Here is an 18913-nt window from a genome sequence, read left to right as displayed (position 1 = left end):
TCCCGAATCAGGCGGCGCGCAGGGGAATGAAGGTGTAGTTCAGTGGCGTGTCGCTGACCACCTGGGCCCCGGCGGCCTGCACCTGCCCGGCCACTTCCTCGGCGGACAGGTGAAAGCGCCAACCCTGTTGCGGGGCACCCGGCAGCGCGGCTTGAACCTGGTCGATGGCGTTGGCCAGGGCCTGCATATCCGGCAGATAGGCGGTGAAACCATCGCCCTTGAGCGCGGTGGTGCGAATACCCAGCAGGCTGCAGATGGCTTCCTTGGCCTGGATATCATCACGGTCGGCCTGGCGCGAACGCTGGATCAGCGTCGCCAGTTCGCCATCCACCAGCTCGCCTGCGGCAATCAACTGCGGCCCCTGTTCCCAGGATTCCGGCGGGCAGTCCTTGGCCAGCGGATTGAGCGTGATATGCGGGTTGATCTCCATGGGGTAGATGCGGCACACCAAGGGGCGCCGCTCGTAGATGCTGCAGAGCCGGTCTTCGTCAAGATTCCGGCAGGGGCCGACGTTGTAGGCGGCGAAGGTGATCGCCACATAGGCTTCGGCGCTGCCGCTCTGCACCCGGCAGGAACGGCGCAGGGCGTGCTCGCGCTGGGCCTGCGGCAACCCCAGGCCATTGCCGAGAAAGGCTTCCACCAGGACGATCACCTGGCCGCCGTCGGCCGCCCAGGCTCGGGCTTCGGTGAGGGTCAGGGGCACATGGTGGTCGTGGCAGCACTTGCCGCAGCCTACGCAGGAAAACTGAGTGTTCATGGTGCGAGGAACCGTTGAGGGTCGAAGGAGCGTCGGAAATTCGCTCTTCGACGCGGTCAGGACCGGCATGCAAGCAAGTTGCACGCCATTCGCCGGCCAGTCGCTCGCCACTTGCCGCTGCCGTTATGGCACCAGTTCGCGTCGTACCAGTTGCATGCCGGCACTTTCGTACAGGCACCTGGCCGGCAGATTGTCTTCCAGCACCCGCAGGTCGACGCAAGCCTCATGGCGTTCGGCGAACATCAGGAACGCCTGTTGCAGCAGGGCCCGGCCCAGCCCCTGGCCGCGAGCGCGGCGGTGCACCACCAGGTCCTTGATATAGGCGCTGGTCCAGCATTGGGCGACGCCCACCACGCCCTCAGCATCCACTGCCAGCAGGCACAGCTCGGGGTCGTACTCGGCATCGGTTTCGAACGCCTGGCGCCAGGTGTCGAGGGCCGGTACGCGGCCACCGCCATCCAGGTAACCCAGGTGCATCAGCGAATGCACAGCCTCCGCCAGCTCCGGGCGGTAGTGTTGCAGACTGATACCGGCCGGCCATTGTGGGGCGGTCAGTGCAGCAGTAAGGTCGCGGCGCAGCAGCAGGCAATGCAGTTCGCTCACGTTCAGGCTCCCTGGCTGATGATGACCTTGGCCGCTTCGATCAGGCAGCGGGTCAGTTCCGGTGAGGAAAACTTGGTGAGCACCGCGTTGGCCCCGGCCTGGCGGGCCTTTTCACTGTTCATGGCGCTGTCCAGGGAGGTGTGCAGCAACACGTAGAGGTGGGCGAAGTCCGGGGTTTCGCGCAGGGTGCGGGTCAGGGCATAGCCGTCCATTTCCGACATCTCGATGTCCGAGACAATCAGGTTGATCTCGTTGGCCGTGCCTTGCAGTTCCAGCAGGCAGTCGATGGCTTCCTTGGCGCTGCGTGCGGTATGGCATTGCAGGCCAAGGTTGCGCAGGGTGTGCACCGACTGTTGCAGCGCTACCTGGCTGTCGTCCACCACCAGGATGCGCGCGCTGCCCAGGGCGTCGGCGTCTTCCATGCTCAGTTCCGTCGGGGCCATTTCGATCTGGGTCGGGGCAATGCCGTGGATCACTTTCTCGATGTCCAGGACCTGCACCAGGGTGCCATCGACCTGGGTCACGCCGGTGATATAGGACTTGATACCGCCGGAGCCGAAGGGCGGCGGGCGAATATCGGTGGTCAGGCAATGCACGATCTTGCTCACCGCCTGCACATGCAGGCCCTGCTTGGAGCGGCTGACGTCGGTGACAATCAGGCAGCCGTTGTCCGGGTCGGCCAGGGGCCGTTCGCCGATGGCCCGGCTGAGGTCGATCACCGACAGCGAGTTGCCCCGCAGGGTGGCGATGCCTTTCACATGGGGGTGGGACTCCGGCAGCTTGGTCAGCGGCGGGCAGGGGATGATTTCACTGACTTTGAGCAGGTTGATTGCCATCAGCTTGCCGCTGCGCAAGGTAAACAGCAGAAGCGAAAGCGAGTCTGCGCGGGCTTTGGTGGAGGACATAAAAACCTTCTTCTAAAGAATTTGGCGCCTGGCTCGGGCCGCGGACAACCATTGATATTGGGTTATCGACTTGTTCAGGGCTGGCTTTAGCCTTTCCGTCGCTGGCCGGGGTGCGGCCTGTCAGCGCAGACCCAGGCGCTTGGCCAAGCGGCTGAGGTTGGCTCGATCCAAGCCTAGCTCACGGGCGGCACCCGCCCAGTTGTGCTGATGGCGTTCCAGGCAGGCATTGATCAACTGGCGTTGGTAATGCTCGGTGGCCTCGCGCAAATCGCCAGTGAGCGGCGCCTCGGAAGGGGCTTCGCTGGGGCTGGCAGCGGGTGTGGCGGGGTGTTCGCTGAGCCGTGGCAAGTCCAGGTCGCTGGCGTCCAGGCTGAGGATCTTCGGACGCTCGCCGCGGTTGCCCAGGGCCTTGAGGGCGCTGCGGCCAATCAGGTGTTCCAGCTCGCGTACGTTGCCCGGCCAGTTGTAGGCCAGCAATGCCTGCTGGGCCTCAGCACTCAGGCGCAGGCTGCCCAGGCCCATGCGCGAGCGATTCTGCTCAAGGAAGTAGCCGCTGAGCAGCAGCACGTCGCGGCCACGCTCGCGCAGGGCCGGTACCCGCAGTGGGTACACGCTGAGGCGATGATAGAAATCGGCACGATAGCGGCCCTGGCGTACTTCCTGGGCCAGGTCGCGGTTGGTGGCGGCGATCAGGCGTACATCCACCCGATGTTCCTGGTCCGAGCCCAGGCGTTGCAACTGGCCGCTTTGCAGCACCCGCAGCAGCTTGGCCTGCACGGTCAGCGACAGCTCGCCCACTTCATCGAGAAACAGCGTGCCGCCATTGGCCAGTTCGAACTTGCCACGGCGGTCCTGGGTGGCGCCGGTGAAGGCACCACGCACATGGCCGAACAGTTCGCTTTCCACCAGGGTGTCGGGCAGGGCCGCGCAGTTGAGGCTGACCAGCGGCTGCTCGGCCCGCGCCGAGGCGGCGTGAATGGCCTGGGCCACCAGCTCTTTGCCGACCCCGGTTTCGCCGGTGATCAGCACCGTCAGGTCGCTGCTGCCCACCAGGGTGATTTCCTCCAGCAGATGCTTGTGGGCCTTGCTTTGGCCGATCATCTCGCGGGTTTGGCCGCTGGCCTGGCGATAGACCTCGGCCCGTTGGTGCTCGTTTTCCGCCCGCTGCGCCAGGCGCTCGATACGCTCGGCGGCGCTGACGGTGGCCGCGGCCAGGCTGGCGAAGGCTTGCAGGGCATCCAGCTCGATGGGCTCGAAACGCTGCGGGTCGAGGGCGTCGAGGGTCAACAGGCCCCAGGCGCGTTCGTCGACGAACAGCGGGCAGCCCATGCAATCGTGGACTTCCAGGTGATCGTCGAGGCCTTGCACCAGGCCGTCGTAGGGATCGGGCAATTCGCTGTCGCTGGCGAAGCGGGTTGGCCCTGGGCTGGCCAGCAGCGCGGCGAAGCGCGGGTGCTCACTGACCTTGAAGCGTCGGCCCAGGGTGTCGGTGCTCAAACCGTCGACTGCCAGGGGCACCAGCCATTCGCCATCCAGGCGCAACAGTGCCGCGGCGTCACAGGGCAGCAGGGCGCGCAGGGCTTCCAGCAGGCGTCGGTAGCGCTCGCCTTCGGGCAGTTCGCGAGACAGATCGGTGACCAGGGGCAGCAAGGTGGTGAGCAAGGATTTCGCGGTCATAATGACTCCATGTAGTCGTGATGACTATATAGACTTGCGAGTCTTTATGACTATATATTTATTAAGTTATTGATTTATATATATTTTATTTGTGGCATGAAATCTGATTAGGCAAAGGCAACCTGCAAGCAGTCATAAAGTCCAGGAGTAGTCCTTATGCTAAGCGTTCAAGATCGCGACATCATCAAAGCCACTGTGCCGCTGCTGGAAAGCGGTGGCGAAGCCCTGATCACCCATTTCTACCGGATGATGCTCGCCGAGTACCCAGAGGTGCGGCCGCTGTTCAACCAGGCGCACCAGGCCAGTGGTGATCAGCCCCGAGCCCTGGCCAACGGCGTGTTGATGTATGCCCGGCACATCGACCAGTTGGACCAGCTGGGGGACCTGGTGGCCAAGATCATCAACAAGCACGTGGCGCTGCAGATCCTGCCGGAGCACTACCCGATCGTGGGCTCCTGCCTGCTGCGGGCCATCGAGGAAGTGCTGGGCAGCGAGATTGCCACCCCTCAAGTGATCGCGGCCTGGGCCGCGGCCTATAACCAGCTGGCGGAGATCCTGATCGGCGCCGAGGCCGCGATCTACGACGAGAAGGCCCTGGCACCGGGCGGCTGGCGCGGGGCTCGCGAGTTCAAGCTGGTGCAGAAGGTAGAGGAGAGTGCGGAAATCACCTCCTTCTACTTCGAGCCGGTGGATGGCGGGGCGATTCTCGCCGCCGAGCCGGGGCAGTACATCGGCCTGCAGCTTTTTGTCGAGGGTGAGGAAATCCGTCGCAACTACTCGTTGTCGGCACTTTCCAACCAGGGACAGTACCGCATCAGCGTCAAGCGCGAGGCCGGCGGCGTGGCGTCCAACTACCTGCACGACCAGTGCGCGGTGGGCGCAAGCCTGATGCTGTTCCCGCCTGCAGGGGAATTCACCCTGGCGGCCAGCGACAAGCCACTGGTGCTGATCAGCGGTGGCGTGGGCATCACCCCGACCCTGGCGATGCTTGAAGCGGCGCTGGCCACTGAGCGTCCGGTGCACTTTATCCACTGCGCGCGCAACGGCCAGGTGCATGCCTTCCGGCACTGGGTCGATGGCCTGGCCCAGCGTTATCCACAGCTCAAGCGCTTCTACTGCTATGCCGAGGACGACGGCGTCAGCCCGGTGGCCGACAAGCTGGGCCTGCTGACCCGCGAGCAACTGGCCGAATGGCTGCCGGAACAGCGTGACCTGGATGCCTACTTCCTCGGGCCCAAGGGTTTTATGGGGGCCATCAAGCGGCACCTGAAAGCCCTGGGGATTCCCGAGCAGCAGAGCCGCTACGAGTTCTTCGGCCCGGCGGCGGCATTGGAGTAACTCGCTCTCGCCGGCTCCTGCCCTGCAGGAGCCGGCTTGCCGGCGAATAAACTGTACTGGCGCTTTCGCGGGCAAGCCCGCTTCTACGGTTATGCAAGGCGGCCCTGCAATGGGGCCGGCCGTTAATCCCTGCTTAACCTGCCTGGCGTTAATTCCCCACGATGCCGGGAGGGCACTGCCATCCCGGCCCTTTCATTGTGCGTTCCCCGGGCCCGTCAACCTTGGCTGTTGCCGGCGATGCCATGCATTCAAAGGTCATGTTCAGCGTGTAGACTCCCGGGCACCCCGATGGCAATCAGACCAACCCGCCACCCGATCCTCGTGTCGCACAGGCGGGTCGCTTGAATAGACAACAGAAAAAAGGAATAGGGATGAGTGACGACAGACTGCGTTTAGGACGTGAACGGCGTTTCCTGGTGCTGCTGGGCGTGATCTGCCTGGCGCTGATCGGTGGTGCCCTGTATATGCAGGTGGTGTTGGGCGAGGCGCCTTGCCCGCTGTGCATCCTGCAACGCTACGCCTTGCTGCTGATCGCGCTGTTCGCCTTTATCGGCGCGGCCATGAGTTCGCGGCGCAGCATTACCATCATGGAAACCCTGGTGGTGATCAGCGCCATCGCTGGCGCCGGAGTGGCTGGGCATCATGTGTACACCCAGTTCTACCCGGCGGTGAGCTGCGGCATCGATGTGTTGCAACCGATTGTCGACAGCCTGCCACTGGCCAGCATCTTCCCCCTGGGCTTCCAGGTCGATGGCTTCTGCTCCACGCCGTACCCGCCGATTCTCGGCCTGTCCCTGGCGCAATGGGCGCTATTGGCGTTTGTGCTGACGGTGATCCTGGTGCCCCTGGGCATCACCCGCAATCGCAAGAAAAGCCACTGATTCACCCGCAAAAGCCCCGGTCCCTCGATGGGGGGCCGGGGCTTTTTCATGGGGTTCATTCGGTGTTTGAAAAGTTCGTGATTTGCAGCAAGTCGAGGTGCGGTAAAAGTGCGACATGTTGTCACACTGGAGCGGTCGCAGAAGGGCGTCGGGCGGGCTGTAACAGACTGCATTTGCAGCAACTGGTTCAATAGAAGTCTGTCAGTTTGTGTATGCCAACCGGCCGGCGAAAAACCGTAGCCTGCTATCTATACAATTCTTCACAGACCCCGTTTTACAAGGGTTAAAGCCATATGAAAGGCGGCTCACAGCCTGATGTACAGGCTCTGGGAAGAGGCTTTTTCGGGGCTTTTTGTTGAGAATGTAAATCGATATGATTGCGTCCCGATGCAGCAATCATGAACGATTGTTGCGTCCGGCGATAAAAATTATTTCGGGATAAGACATGGTTTATAAAACGCGACATATCTACAATCGCCCGCACTGAAATTTCCGACGCTGCTCATCCCTGAGCACAAGAGGACGGTCGAGGGGCGGATAGAGCGCTCCATGCGACTGCGGGTGTCGGCGCCTTCCTAACTTCCGCACCAAATGGAATTGGTCTGTAACAAGGCCTTTGACCACGAGATCGAATAAGAACCACTGCTAGCCCGGGATGTGTCGTTGAGCGTTTCACCCAACGGGCAGGCCCTTATTCAATTGAAGAAAAATGCCAACCCTTGGCAGGGTGAAGTGTTGGCGATCAAAACCCAACTGCATTGCGCAAGCTGCTTTAGAGGTCGTGAGATGAGTAAAAACAGGTACCCCCGATTACTAGGCTTATTGCCGCTGCTCGGCATGTTGATGCTGGGAGGCTGCAAATGGACCTTGCTCGATCCCAAGGGTCAGGTCGGTCTGGATGAACGCAACCTGATCATCACTGCAACCATTCTGATGCTGCTGGTGGTAGTGCCGGTCATCATCATGACCTTCGCGTTTGCCTGGAAATACCGCGCTTCCAACAAGGACGCGACCTACGCGCCGAAGTGGTCCCACTCCACCAAGATCGAGATCGCGGTGTGGCTGGTTCCGGTGCTGATCATCATTGCCCTGGGTTATGTCACCTACAAGTCGACCCACGCCCTGGACCCGTACCGTCCGCTGGATTCCGACGTCAAGCCAGTGACCATCGAAGTGGTGGCCATGGACTGGAAGTGGCTGTTCATCTATCCCGACCAAGGGATCGCCACCGTCAACAAGATCGTCTTCCCGGCCCATACCCCGGTGAGTTTCCGCGTGACCTCCGATACCGTGATGAACTCGTTCTTCATCCCGGGCCTGGGCGGCCAGATCTACGCGATGGCGGGCATGACCACCAAGCTGCACTTGATCGCCAACCAGAACACCGAACTTGAAGGTATCTCCGCCAACTACAGCGGCGCGGGCTTTACCGGCATGAAATTCAAGGCGACCGCTACCAGTCAGGAAGATTTCGACGCCTGGGTCAACGAAGTCAAGAAGGCACCTAAACAGCTGGACACCGCTGAATACGAAGCCCTTTCCAAGCCAAGTCAGAACAATCCTGTAGAGCTCTACTCCACTTACGCGCCGAACCTGTTCCAGACCATCGTCGACAAGTACGAAGGCATGAAACCGGGTGCGCCGCTCAAGCACGAGAAGAAAGAAAAGGAAGTGGCTGCAACGCAAGGGATGGACGTGAGTTCGCATTCAGCTGCCGGGGCAGAGGAGTAAACGATGTTTGGTAAATTAAGTCTGGAAGCGATTCCGTTCCACGAGCCGATTGTCATGGTGACCATTGCCATGATCGCGCTCGGTGGCGTGGCGCTGTTCGCGGCAATCACCTACTTCAAGAAGTGGACCTACCTGTGGACCGAGTGGCTGACCTCGGTCGACCACAAGAAAATTGGCGTGATGTACATCATCGTCGCCATGGTCATGCTGCTGCGCGGCTTTGCCGACGCCATCATGATGCGTACCCAGCTGGCCATGGCCACCGAGGGTTCGCCTGGCTACCTGCCACCTGAACACTATGACCAGATCTTCACCGCTCACGGTGTGATCATGATCATCTTCATGGCGATGCCATTCTTCACCGGCCTGATGAACCTTGTCGTGCCGCTGCAGATCGGCGCGCGTGACGTGGCCTACCCGTTCCTCAACTCCCTGAGCTTCTGGCTGCTGGTTTCCGGCGTGGTGCTGATCAACCTGTCCCTGGGCGTTGGCGAATTCGCCAAGACCGGCTGGGTTGCCTATCCGCCGCTGTCGGGCCTGCAATACAGCCCGGGCGTGGGTGTGGACTACTACATCTGGGCGCTCCAGCTATCGGGTCTAGGGACAACGCTGACGGGGGTCAACTTCCTCGCCACCGTGCTGAAAATGCGTACCCCGGGCATGAAGATGATGGACATGCCGATCTTCACCTGGACCTGCACCTGGGCCAACGTGCTGATCGTGGCTTCGTTCCCGATCCTCACCGCTACCCTGGCACTGCTGACGCTTGACCGTTACATGGATTTCCACATTTTCACCAATGAACTTGGTGGCAATCCGATGATGTACGTGAACCTGTTCTGGGCCTGGGGTCACCCCGAGGTGTACATCCTGATCCTGCCGGCGTTCGGTATCTTCTCCGAAGTGATCTCGACCTTCTCCGGCAAGCGCCTGTTCGGCCACCACTCGATGATCTACGCTTCCGGCGCGATCTCGATCCTGGGCTTCATGGTCTGGCTGCACCACTTCTTCACCATGGGTTCGGGTGCCAGCGTCAACGCCTTCTTCGGCCTGGCGACTATGCTGATCTCGATTCCGACGGGGGTGAAGCTATTCAACTGGCTGTTCACCATCTACCACGGCCGCCTGCGCATCACCAGCCAGGTACTGTGGACCCTGGGCTTCATGGTCACCTTCGCCATCGGCGGCATGACCGGCGTACTGCTGGCCATCCCGGGTGCCGACTTCGTGCTGCACAACAGCCTGTTCGTGATCGCGCACTTCCATAACGTGATCATCGGCGGCGCGGTATTCGGCTACATCGCCGGCTTCAGCTTCTACTTCCCGAAAGCCTTCGGCTTCAAGCTGCATGAAGGTTGGGGCAAGGCTGCGTTCTGGTTCTGGATCTCGGGCTTCTTCGTCGCCTTCATGCCGCTCTATGCACTGGGCTTCATGGGCATGACCCGTCGTCTGAACGCCACCACCAACCCTGAGTGGGTGCCGTACCTGTACGTGGCCATGGTGGGTGCGCTGATGATCGCCGTGGGTATCGCCTGCCAGCTGATCCAGCTGTATGTCAGCGTGCGTGATCGCAAGCAGAACATGTGTGTGTCCGGCGACCCTTGGAACGCCCACACCCTGGAATGGTCGACCTCGTCGCCACCACCGTTCTACAACTTCGCCGTGCTGCCGAAAGCCGAAGGCATCGATCCGTTCACCGAAGCCAAGGAAAACGGTACCGCCTACGCGCAGCCAGGCCGCTACCAGCCGATCCACATGCCCAACAACACCGCTACCGGTGTGGTCATGGGGGCTCTGCTGACCGTGTTCGGTTTCGCCATGATCTGGCACATCTGGTGGCTGGCCATCGCAAGCCTGGCCGGCACCGTGATCTATTTCGCGATCCACGCTGCCCGTGATGATCAAGGCTACATGGTGCCGGTCGAGACGATCGAACGCATCGAAGCCGAGCAGCACAAGCGTCTGGTATCGGAGAACAAGATCCCGGCTACCCGTGTTGAAACCTCGTTGGAACAGGCTTAATCCATGTCGAACTTAGTGACCAATGCTGGACACGCCCATGTCGATGACCATGGGCACGATGACCATCACCACGACTCGGGCGAGATGACCGTATTCGGTTTCTGGCTCTACCTGATGACCGACTGCATTCTGTTTGCGTCGATCTTCGCGGTATACGCGGTACTGGTGAACAACGTAGCGGGTGGCCCATCGGGCCACGACATCTTCGAACTGCCATACGTACTGGGCGAAACCGCTCTGCTGCTGTTCAGTTCGATCACCTACGGCTTCGCCATGCTGGCGTTCTTCCGGGGCAACAAGAAGCAGGTGCTGGGCTGGCTGGGCATGACCTTCCTGTTCGGCCTGGGCTTTATCGGCATGGAGATCAACGAGTTCCACCTGCTGATCTCCGAGGGCTACGGCCCTAGCCGTTCCGGCTTCCTGTCCGGGTTCTTCACCCTGGTCGGTACCCACGGTCTGCACGTGACCAGCGGTCTGATCTGGATGGCGATCATGATGTATCAGGTGCAGAAAAACGGCCTGACGGCGACCAACAAGACCCGTCTGAGCTGCCTGAGCCTGTTCTGGCACTTCCTGGACGTGGTGTGGATCTGCGTATTCACCGTTGTCTACCTGATGGGGACTATGTAAATGGCTAACGCATCGCACTCCCACAATGGCCACGACGAAGCCGGTCACGGCAGCGTCAAGTCCTACGCCATCGGCTTCATCCTGTCGGTGATCCTGACGCTGATTCCGTTCGGCCTGGTGATGTACCCATCGCTGCCCAAAGACGTGACCCTATGGATCGTCCTGGCGTTCGCGGTGATCCAGGTGATCGTTCACCTGGTGTACTTCCTCCATCTGGACCGTTCCGAAGCTCAGCGCAACAACGTGGTGGCATTCATCTTCGCCGCGTTGGTCATTGTTCTGCTGGTTGGTCTGTCGCTGTGGATCATGTTCAGCATTCACACCGTCATGATGGCGAAGTGAGGTAAACCCGATGTCGCTCAAGCACTTTATCCAAATCACCAAACCGGGGATCATTTTCGGTAACGTGCTTTCTGTGGCAGGCGGGTTCTTCCTGGCCTCGAAAGGGCATGTCGATCTGGCCATCTTCCTGGCCGCCATGATCGGCACCTCGCTGGTGGTAGCGTCCGGTTGCGTGTTCAACAACTGCATCGACCGTGACATCGACCTGAAGATGGAGCGCACCAAGAACCGCGTGCTGGTCCAGGGCCTGATCTCCCTGGAAGCGGCACTGGTCTACGCCTCCCTCCTCGGTGTCGCCGGCGTCGCCCTGCTGTACTACGTGGCCAACCCGTTGGCCGCGTTGTTCGCGGTAATCGGCTTTGTCATCTACGTCGGCCTCTACAGCCTGTACCTCAAGCGCAAGTCGGTTCACGGCACGCTGGTGGGCAGTCTGTCGGGTGCAATGCCGCCAGTGATCGGCTATGTCGCGGTCAGCAACAGCTTCGACATGGCCGCGCTGACCCTGCTGGTGATGTTCAGCCTGTGGCAGATGCCGCATTCCTACGCCATCGCGATCTTCCGCTTCAACGATTACCTGGCCGCATCGATTCCGGTGCTGCCGGTAAAGCGTGGTATTCGCGTGGCCAAGAAGCACATCCTGCTCTACATCCTGGCATTTCTGGTAGCGACCCTGATGCTGACCTTCAGCGGTTACGCCGGCATGAGCTACCTGGCGGTAGCGGCGGCGATGGGCATGTACTGGCTGTACATGGCCTGGACCGGCTACAAGGCAGTGGATGACACCGTGTGGGCGCGCAAGCTGTTCGTGTTCTCGATCTTCACCATCACCGCGCTGAGCGTGATGATGTCGGTGGATTTCAAGGCCCCGACCGAGCTGTTGCTGACCTACGCGCACTAAGCCGTCCAGGCCACAGAAAAGCCCCGCCTTCGAGAGAAGTGCGGGGCTTTTTATTGGCTCTTTGTCATCACTGTGCACGTGCATGGTTCTGCAGGGCACGGCATGCGCTGCCGATCAGGCGGTTATGTATTTCTTGAACAATGACCTGGCGCCATAGGCCGGCAGGATATTGAACAGTGCCAGGAACACTTTGATCGCAATCTGCACATAAATCATGCTGAGTATTTCGCTGTTTAACATCAGCCCGTAGAACGCGATGTAGCAGAACACGAAGCTGTCGATGATCACGGCGAAGAAGGTACTCAAGAATATTCGCAGGAACAGGTACCTCGAATTGGTCAGCTCTTTTATCTTGCACAACAGGTAGGAGTTGATGTTTTCGGACACCAGGAAGGACACCGAGGAGGCTACCAGCACCGAGGACACGTTGATGATGACCTGGTTGTAAGGGGTGTCGAGTTTCCAGCCTGGCAGACCGGGCAGAAAGGTCGATCCATAGAGCAAGATGATAATGATGGCCGTGCTGGCAAAGGCGAAGAAGATGGCTCTTCTTGCAAGCCTCAGCCCAAAGTTTTCATTCAGCAGGTCGACGATCAGGAAGGTCAGGGAGTAGAGGAAGGTCCCTGGTGTGACGATGATGCCCAGCGACTCCAGGTAGATTGGCTTGGTCGCGGCAATGCTGGTGAAAATATAGAAGGTAAGGAGCAGCAGGCTCAGGCAGGTATAGACCATCCAGGATTTCTCGTGACGATCATTCAGCTCGTAGGCTGTGGTAGTCGCTCCTTGAGAATAAAGCTTCTTATAGATGTTCTTGATTTCGCTCTTGTTCAGGTTGTCGATGATTTCGCTGTTAAGTACTTCACTCAGTTTGATTCTGATGACCTTGCCGGTAGCGATGATCATGATCACGGCCAAGCCCTTGCTGTTATCAAAGCCCAATAATTTGTATTTGCTGTTTTCGACTTCAGCTTCATACGCTGTCATTGAACCGCTCCTCGATGATGTCGCCTACTACAGACATTCGATCTGAGTCGGAGCAAGCGCCATTCATGATCACCAGCCGTTTGGTCAGCCTGTCGTAAAGCAGTTTCTCTTTGTCGTCAGTCGATATGCCTTTCTGCACGATCAACAGATCGCCGGGTTCATGCCAGCCTTCGATTGCGTTTTCCAGCAGCACTGCAATCAAGTTGTAGGATGTGCCGAAGTAGTAGGTCAGAGGATGAAGTGTCGCCAACTCGCCAATACGTTTGTCGAGATTGGCCATCAGCAGGGATTCCTTGATGATAGGAACCGCCGCCGGGTTCATGTTGCCTTGAGGGGAAATGCTGCTGTCGATGATCTCCTTTTCTTCAAAATCGACGGTCTCTATTTCTTCGTAGGAGACGCCGAAGAAGTCGGAAATCTTGCGGATGGTGGACTGTTGTACGTTGCTGACCTTGCCTTCCAGAATGTTGTAGATGGTGGTTCTGGTCAGGCCGCTGGCGTTGCACAAAGACAGTTGAGTTTCACCGCGACTCTTTATCAGGTATTTGATATTGCTCTTTAAATGTTCTGTTCTTTCTCTCTTGTGCATCACATGCCCACCATTTCCTTATAGTCGTCACGCCTCGTAAGCTTTATCGAGTGCGTGCCGTGCATGACATTCTATTGCTTGGCGCCAGAGACGGAATCAGTCAGATCATCGCAGCGAAAAGTCGGGTATTTTCGTCGCCTCGAGCTATTGGTCGGTGCTGGTTCCGTCAGCTTTTATCCATTCCGGGATATTTCGCTGTCGGTATCTTGCACGTCCGAAATACTCTACAAAGGCCTTTGCGGGCGCCGCGGGGCGTAAGTGTTGCATGCCCCAGCCATGACAATAAAGCCTCGAAATGCTCGGTGTTATCCCCCTGATTGGCGAATATCCAGCAGTAAGATAAGTCTACTGTCCCCCCTTCCAATTCAGAAAAGAAGCATTTTATTTGGAAAATGTTTAATTTTTTGATTAATTAGCCATTCGCGAACGATAAACCCAGGATGCGTGCAGTCGTTCGTGGCACGCGGTTCACACGGAAGGAACACCCCCAAATGGCTGCTCATACTGAACCACTCAGGAACCAGGCCGACCTGCTGCGAAGAGGCTTGGCCGATCTGCGAGCGCAAGATGCCGAATTGGCAAGCATTCTGGACGCCGAAGTCACGCGCCAGCACCGCACGCTCTCCCTGGTTTCATCTTCCTGCGCGGCCAACCCGCGGATCCTCGCGGCCTCGGCCTCGGCGCTGGTCAACGTAACGGCAGAAGGCACACCGGGCAAGCGCCATCATGTGGGTTGCGAGAACGTCGATCGAGTCGAGTCCCTGGCGATTCGCAGGGCTCGAGAGCTGTTCGGGGCGCAGTATGCCAGCGTGCAGTCGCACTCTGCCTCGATCGCCAACTATCAGGTGCTTGGCGCCTTGCTCGAACCCGGGGACACCCTTCTCGGCATGGCCCTGGATCATGGCGGGCACCTGACCCACGGCAGCCCGGTGGCATTCACCGGCGCCAATTACAAGGCGATTCGCTACGGCACCACCGCCCAGGGTGAGATCGATTACGCCGAGGTTCGCCAATTGGCGCTGGCTCATCGTCCGCGCATCATTATCTGCGGCGCCACGGCCTATTCCCGGGTGGTGGATTTCCAGCGTTTCCGGGCCATTGCCGATGAGGCCGGGGCCATTCTGCTGGCGGATATTTCCTATATCGCCGGGCTGGTCGCCACCGGGCGGCATCCGAGTCCGATCGACGTGGCGCATGTCACCACTGCCTGCACCCACAAGCAGCTTGCGGGACCTCGTGGCGGGCTGATCCTCTCCGGGCGTGATGCCGAGACCAAGGTGCCGGGCCTGCGGGCGACCTTCAGTCGAGTCCTGGAACAGGCGGTGTTCCCCAAGATGCAGGGAGCGCCTGCGGTGAATATGATCGCCGCCAAGGCTGCGGCGCTGGGTTACGCCATGTCGGCGGATTTCGATGCCTACATGGGGCGAATTCGCAGCACCGCCGACGCCATGGCCGACACCTTTATGGCACGGGGTTACCAAGTGATGGGCGGGGGCACGGAGAACCACAGTATCCTGCTGCGCTTGCCTGCCGGGATGACCGGCTCCATCGCCGCATCGGCCCTGGAACGTTGCGGCATCATTGTCGACAAGAAGCGCGCAACGGGCGAAACCCGCTCCTCCTTTGTCGCCAACGGCTTGTGTCTCGGCACCGGTTCCATTGCCCAACGCTACATCGATGCCCAGGGCTGTGCCGAAGTGGTGGATCTGGTGTGCCGGATACTCGACCAGGTGCAGCCCTTGAGCGAGCAGAAGTACCACCTGGAACTCGCGCTGCAGGAGCAGTTCCGGTTTCAGGTCGAGGCGTTGTGCGCGATGTATCCGATTGCCGATTACCGCAGCAACTGAGGGGCTTGAGAGCAGCCGGCTTGCCGGCGAAGGCATGGATCAGCCTTCGCCAGCAGGCTCGCTGCAGCAGGGGGGGAGTTACAGCTGTTGTTGCGCGATGTAGCCGTCGAACGCGGTCTGCTGCTGGATCGCGGTGACGATATTCTTGCGGGTTGCCGGTTGCTCGGTGCCGTTGTTATCGACAAAGACCTCGCTTTCCAGCTCGGCCTCATCGCCTTCGCCGACAAAGCTGAAGCCGAGGAATTCGAAGGCTTCACGGTCGGCATTAGCCTTGGAGCGCGGGCGCATCGGCAGGCTGACGCTGATGCCGTCCTTGCTGATGGCGAACACTTCCATTTCCTTCTTCGGGCGTGCCTTGCTCTTGCCGCCGCCAGGGTTGCTGATGGCCTGGTGGGTCTGGTTCAGCACCTTCAGGGCCAGGCCGTAGACCAGTTCCTGGAAGTCCGGGTCGTTCTTGTAGCTGGAGAGAATCCGGCTGATGGGGAATTTCTGGCTCAGGTCTTCCAGGGCGGCCAGGTCTGCGGCCTCGGTGTCCTTGAGCTGCTTGAGCTGGCCCATGAGTTCATAGGCGGTGTCGTCGTCGAAGCGGTCGTGGGCCTGGCGAATCGCTGCGCGCAGCTCGCGAATCTGCTCGCTTTCTTTCGAACTCTGGAACGCGTCGAGCACCATCTCGCTGATGGTCTTGGCCTGGGACACGTGCTGGGAAAGATGCATGGCGTTTTCGTATTCGGCCTTGCTGGGCAGGGCGACTACGGATTCTTCGGTGTTGGAATCAGGCATTGAACATCCACTACTTGGTTTAACAGATTCGAGGCGCGAAAAACCCGGGGGATTTTCGGCGGGCGCATAATTTATTGAAGTGCAGGGCGATTGTCACGAACCAACCCACCGAGCGGCAACCGGCCAGCGACCAGCGACAGGCTTGCCGCTGACAACTTGCCGCTTGCCGCGGGTGCCTATCACGCTTGGGTTTCGCGGATGCCTTCTTCCAGTTCCTCGCGCAGATCACTGCCGCGGCGAGCAATGAACACCAGCTGCGCAGCATGTTCGGTGTTTTGTCCCGTGGCCAGGGTGAACTGGCTGCGCTTGCCCACATGCTGCAACCAGTAAGGCTGTTCGTTGCCCTCCAGGCGTACCAGGCCCTTGAGCCGCAACAGGTCGGCGGGCAGCTGCGCCAGCCAGTCGCGCAGGGCCTTGGGTTGCAGCGGTCGCGAGCTTTTCCATACCCAGCTTTCGAACAGCTGGTCGTGGGCCTGGGGCAGGGCCTTGAACAGCACCTCGGTGGAGCGTACCGGCGGTGCCAGCAGCAACTCAGGCGGCAGTTCGGCCTGCACCGTGTCGAACACCGGGGCGCGGCCACCGAGGCTGGCGCGGATGCTCTGCAATTGCTCGGCGTCCACCAGGTCGACCTTGTTCAGCAGCACCCAATCGGCGCAGGCCACCTGGGCTCGGGACAGCCGGGCCATTTCCCCTTCCAGGGCCTGGTAGCCGCTGGCGTCCACCAGGGTGATCACCGCATCCAGGTGCAGGCGCTCGCGCAGTTGCGGGTAGCCGATGGTCTGCACGATGCGCTGTGGATCGGAGACGCCGCTGCATTCGATCACGATGCGTTCCAGGGTCGGACGCAGCTTGGACAGGCTCACCAACTGCCCGAGCAGATCCTCCTGAACGGTGCAGCAGATGCAGCCGTTCTGCAGGCTGTACACCGCGTCGGTGACCTCGGCGATGATCGCCGCATCGATATTCAATTCGCCGAAATCGTTGACTATCACCGCCAGCCGACCCCGGTCGGCGCCCTGCACCAGGCGGTTGAGCAGGGTGGTCTTGCCGGCGCCGAGAAAGCCCGCGACCACGGTAACCGGGATGCTCGGCACCTTGCTCATGGCTGCTGGCCCTCGATCACCGGTGGCAAACCTTCCCACACCGCTTGCAGTGGGGTGTCGCTGAAGCGGCCCTGGCGGTCGTAGACCAGTTGCCCCTCGACGAAAGTCAGCTGCACCTGGGTGTGATGGATGTAGTTGCGCGCGTCTTGGGCGAAGAGGTCGCGGTCGAGCACGATCAGGTCCGCCGACTTGCCCACCTGCAGGCTGCCGGTCAGGTGTTCCAGGCCCATGGCGTGGGCGCCGTTGAGGGTCGCTACCTGCAACGCCTGCTCCAGGCTGATGGGGTCGCCAAAGGTGTCGGGCTCTTCGTTCCACGGGTTCTGCCGGGTGACCATGGTCTCCAGGGCCAGCCAGGGGTCGATGGATGCCACCGGCCAGTCGGTGCCGAACACCGCGATACCGCCGGCCGCCAGCACGCCCTTGAAGTCATAGATGCGCTTGAGGCGTTCCTGGCCGTAGCCCGAACGCGCGCCGCTGGCGAACGGCGTGGGGTACCAGGCGGCGGGGGAGAACTCGGCAATCACGTCCAGGCTCTGGAAACGCTTGAGGTTGCCCGGGTGCAGCAGGGTGCTGTGGGCGCACTGATGGCGGATGCCGCTGTTGCCGTTGCGCCGCCGGGCTTCGGCCACGGCATCGAGGAACACGTCGGAAGCGCCGTCGCCGGTGCAATGGGCGATCACTCGCAGGCCGCGCTTGTCCATGTCCACCACCATGTCGGTGATGTGTTCCGGGGTCAGGTTGAGCTTGCCGCGCCAGCTCGACTCTTGCGGCCAGGGGGTCAGCAGGTAGGACGACTTGGGCTCCACGGTACCGTCGAAGTGGAACTTCACCGCGTTGGCGCTCAGCCGGGCGCTGCGATAGAAATGCCGCTCGCCGCTGAGCAGTTCCCAGCGCCGGCGCACCGGGAAGATATCGTCCTGCCAGCTGATGGCGGCTTCCACCCGCAGGGTCAGTTCGCCGGCATCGTCCAGTTCCTTCAGCGCCTGCAAGCGGTTCTCGCAGACATGCACGTACTTGGTGGCGGTGACCCCGCGAGAGGTCTGGAAATGCACGCCATCGCGATAGGCGCGGCGCAGTACCGAGACCGGAGTCGGTGGCATGGCCGCGTGGATCAGGGCATAGGCACCGTCGATCAGCAGGCCGTTGGGCTCGCCGCTGAGCTCGTCGCGTTCCAGGTAGCCGTTGCGCGGGTCGCTGGTGTGGCGGTCGATACCGGCCAGTTCCAGGGCTTTGGAGTTGACCATCATGGTGCCCCACATGCGGTCCAGCAGGGCCACCGGGCGGTCCGGCATGACGCTGTCGAGCCACTTGCGACCCGGAGTCAGGCCGGCCTCGCGAAAGGTGTAGCGCACCCAGTACTGGCCGTAGATCCAGCCGTCACCCGGGTGGCTATCGGCGTAGGCGTGGATCGCCGCCGCCAGTTGCTCCGGGGTCGGGTCTTCGATGCCCACGTCCAGGTCGTCGGCGTAGCGCGGTGCCAGGGCGAGGTCGGGGTGGGTGTGCATGTCGTGCAGGCCGGGCATGCAGAAGGCGCCGTGCAGATCCTGCTGGTGGGTGTTGGGCCCGATCAGCGACGCCAGGGACGCCAGGCTGCCCACCGCAATCAGCTTGCCCTGGCGGATGGCCACGGCCTCGGCCCAGGGCTGGGCCGGATCGAGGGTGTACATCCGGCCGTTGTGCAGCACCAATTCGGCATATTGGTCGACGGCGCTATGGGTGGAGTTGAATTGGTCGGAAGCGGTCACGGGGTCAACCTCTCAAGCAGGGGGCCCTACAAAGGTGGGCGGAAAATGGGCGACAAGCTCAGTTGCAAAGGTGTTGTTATG

Annotated in this window: 17 protein-coding genes; 8 read left to right on the top strand and 9 right to left on the bottom strand. The window is 60.6% G+C overall.

From position 1 onward, the window contains the following. Positions 1–7: 7 nt before the first annotated feature. From J4P02_RS26265 to norR, 4 genes are all read right to left on the bottom strand, one after another. Positions 8–757 (bottom strand): YkgJ family cysteine cluster protein, encoded by a 750-nt coding sequence (locus J4P02_RS26265; protein ID WP_426195833.1) that lies wholly within the window; start codon positions 755–757, stop codon positions 8–10. Between the two features lie 123 nt (positions 758–880). Then, complete coding sequence (locus J4P02_RS26260; RefSeq protein ID WP_426195831.1) at positions 881–1360, bottom strand: GNAT family N-acetyltransferase; 480 nt, start codon at positions 1358–1360, stop codon at positions 881–883. Positions 1361–1362: 2 nt separating this feature from the next. Then, the gene (locus J4P02_RS26255; protein ID WP_426195829.1) at positions 1363–2265 is read right to left on the bottom strand and encodes a chemotaxis protein CheV; all 903 of its coding nucleotides are present in this window, start codon (positions 2263–2265) and stop codon (positions 1363–1365) included. A gap of 120 nt (positions 2266–2385) precedes the next feature. Beyond that, entirely contained in the window at positions 2386–3942 is a 1557-nt protein-coding gene (gene norR / locus J4P02_RS26250; RefSeq protein ID WP_426195827.1) for a nitric oxide reductase transcriptional regulator NorR, read from the bottom strand. Positions 3943–4098: 156 nt separating this feature from the next. On the opposite strand from norR, the gene hmpA reads away from it, so the two are divergent. The 7 genes from hmpA (at position 4099) to cyoE (ending at position 11784) form a co-directional block, all read left to right on the top strand. Next, a complete protein-coding gene (gene hmpA, locus J4P02_RS26245; RefSeq protein WP_426195825.1) occupies positions 4099–5280 on the top strand; it encodes an NO-inducible flavohemoprotein in 1182 nt (393 codons plus the stop codon). A 371-nt stretch (positions 5281–5651) separates the two neighbouring features. After that, positions 5652–6161: a disulfide bond formation protein B gene (locus J4P02_RS26240; protein WP_426195823.1), complete on the top strand. Its 510-nt coding sequence runs from the start codon at positions 5652–5654 to the stop codon at positions 6159–6161. Positions 6162–6947: 786 nt separating this feature from the next. After that, complete coding sequence (gene cyoA, locus J4P02_RS26235; RefSeq protein ID WP_426195910.1) at positions 6948–7892, top strand: ubiquinol oxidase subunit II; 945 nt, start codon at positions 6948–6950, stop codon at positions 7890–7892. A 3-nt stretch (positions 7893–7895) separates the two neighbouring features. Beyond that, complete coding sequence (gene cyoB / locus J4P02_RS26230; RefSeq protein WP_426195821.1) at positions 7896–9914, top strand: cytochrome o ubiquinol oxidase subunit I; 2019 nt, start codon at positions 7896–7898, stop codon at positions 9912–9914. Between the two features lie 3 nt (positions 9915–9917). Beyond that, the gene (locus J4P02_RS26225) at positions 9918–10544 is read left to right on the top strand and encodes a cytochrome o ubiquinol oxidase subunit III (protein WP_025129487.1); all 627 of its coding nucleotides are present in this window, start codon (positions 9918–9920) and stop codon (positions 10542–10544) included. Next, the gene (cyoD, locus tag J4P02_RS26220) at positions 10545–10886 is read left to right on the top strand and encodes a cytochrome o ubiquinol oxidase subunit IV (protein ID WP_426195819.1); all 342 of its coding nucleotides are present in this window, start codon (positions 10545–10547) and stop codon (positions 10884–10886) included. It begins immediately after the preceding gene. 10 nt (positions 10887–10896) lie between these two features. Next, positions 10897–11784 (top strand): heme o synthase, encoded by an 888-nt coding sequence (gene cyoE / locus J4P02_RS26215; RefSeq protein ID WP_102880855.1) that lies wholly within the window; start codon positions 10897–10899, stop codon positions 11782–11784. Positions 11785–11898: 114 nt separating this feature from the next. Here the strand turns inward: cyoE and J4P02_RS26210 are convergent, their stop codons facing one another. Beyond that, positions 11899–12768 (bottom strand): queuosine precursor transporter, encoded by an 870-nt coding sequence (locus J4P02_RS26210; protein WP_426195816.1) that lies wholly within the window; start codon positions 12766–12768, stop codon positions 11899–11901. Continuing rightward, a complete protein-coding gene (locus J4P02_RS26205) occupies positions 12755–13357 on the bottom strand; it encodes a helix-turn-helix transcriptional regulator (RefSeq protein ID WP_426195814.1) in 603 nt (200 codons plus the stop codon). Before J4P02_RS26205 ends, J4P02_RS26210 begins: the two co-directional genes overlap by 14 nt. Positions 13358–13848: 491 nt before the next feature. Between J4P02_RS26205 and glyA the strand changes: the two genes are divergently transcribed. Beyond that, positions 13849–15204: a serine hydroxymethyltransferase gene (gene glyA / locus J4P02_RS26200; protein WP_426195812.1), complete on the top strand. Its 1356-nt coding sequence runs from the start codon at positions 13849–13851 to the stop codon at positions 15202–15204. A 78-nt stretch (positions 15205–15282) separates the two neighbouring features. Here glyA and J4P02_RS26195 read toward each other — a convergent pair whose 3' ends face one another. The 3 genes from J4P02_RS26195 to J4P02_RS26185 form a co-directional block, all read right to left on the bottom strand. Beyond that, complete coding sequence (locus J4P02_RS26195; protein ID WP_426195810.1) at positions 15283–15984, bottom strand: hypothetical protein; 702 nt, start codon at positions 15982–15984, stop codon at positions 15283–15285. Positions 15985–16163: 179 nt separating this feature from the next. After that, on the bottom strand, positions 16164–17087 hold the full coding sequence (locus tag J4P02_RS26190) for a CobW family GTP-binding protein (protein WP_426195808.1): 924 nt from the start codon (positions 17085–17087) through the stop codon (positions 16164–16166). Further along, entirely contained in the window at positions 17084–18832 is a 1749-nt protein-coding gene (locus J4P02_RS26185; RefSeq protein ID WP_426195806.1) for an amidohydrolase, read from the bottom strand. The genes J4P02_RS26190 and J4P02_RS26185 overlap by 4 nt, the downstream gene beginning before the upstream one ends. Positions 18833–18913 lie beyond the last annotated feature (81 nt).

This window comes from Pseudomonas sp. NFXW11 (assembly GCF_049887815.1).
Classification (GTDB): domain Bacteria; phylum Pseudomonadota; class Gammaproteobacteria; order Pseudomonadales; family Pseudomonadaceae; genus Aquipseudomonas.
Note: the sequence above shows the minus strand (reverse complement) of the source record. Positions and strands in the feature narration are given on the sequence as shown.

Bases quoted from the DNA above. Each gene is read 5' to 3' on its own strand.
- J4P02_RS26265 (WP_426195833.1), bottom strand. From the start codon at position 757: ATGAACACTCAGTTTTCCTGCGTAGGCTGCGGCAAGTGCTGCCACGAC.
- J4P02_RS26255 (WP_426195829.1), bottom strand. From the start codon at position 2,265: ATGTCCTCCACCAAAGCCCGCGCAGACTCGCTTTCGCTTCTGCTGTTT.
- norR (WP_426195827.1), bottom strand. From the start codon at position 3,942: ATGACCGCGAAATCCTTGCTCACCACCTTGCTGCCCCTGGTCACCGAT.
- hmpA (WP_426195825.1), top strand. From the start codon at position 4,099: ATGCTAAGCGTTCAAGATCGCGACATCATCAAAGCCACTGTGCCGCTG.
- J4P02_RS26240 (WP_426195823.1), top strand. From the start codon at position 5,652: ATGAGTGACGACAGACTGCGTTTAGGACGTGAACGGCGTTTCCTGGTG.
- cyoA (WP_426195910.1), top strand. From the start codon at position 6,948: ATGAGTAAAAACAGGTACCCCCGATTACTAGGCTTATTGCCGCTGCTC.
- cyoB (WP_426195821.1), top strand. From the start codon at position 7,896: ATGTTTGGTAAATTAAGTCTGGAAGCGATTCCGTTCCACGAGCCGATT.
- J4P02_RS26225 (WP_025129487.1), top strand. From the start codon at position 9,918: ATGTCGAACTTAGTGACCAATGCTGGACACGCCCATGTCGATGACCAT.
- cyoD (WP_426195819.1), top strand. From the start codon at position 10,545: ATGGCTAACGCATCGCACTCCCACAATGGCCACGACGAAGCCGGTCAC.
- cyoE (WP_102880855.1), top strand. From the start codon at position 10,897: ATGTCGCTCAAGCACTTTATCCAAATCACCAAACCGGGGATCATTTTC.
- J4P02_RS26210 (WP_426195816.1), bottom strand. From the start codon at position 12,768: ATGACAGCGTATGAAGCTGAAGTCGAAAACAGCAAATACAAATTATTG.
- J4P02_RS26205 (WP_426195814.1), bottom strand. From the start codon at position 13,357: ATGCACAAGAGAGAAAGAACAGAACATTTAAAGAGCAATATCAAATAC.
- glyA (WP_426195812.1), top strand. From the start codon at position 13,849: ATGGCTGCTCATACTGAACCACTCAGGAACCAGGCCGACCTGCTGCGA.
- J4P02_RS26195 (WP_426195810.1), bottom strand. From the start codon at position 15,984: ATGCCTGATTCCAACACCGAAGAATCCGTAGTCGCCCTGCCCAGCAAG.
- J4P02_RS26190 (WP_426195808.1), bottom strand. From the start codon at position 17,087: ATGAGCAAGGTGCCGAGCATCCCGGTTACCGTGGTCGCGGGCTTTCTC.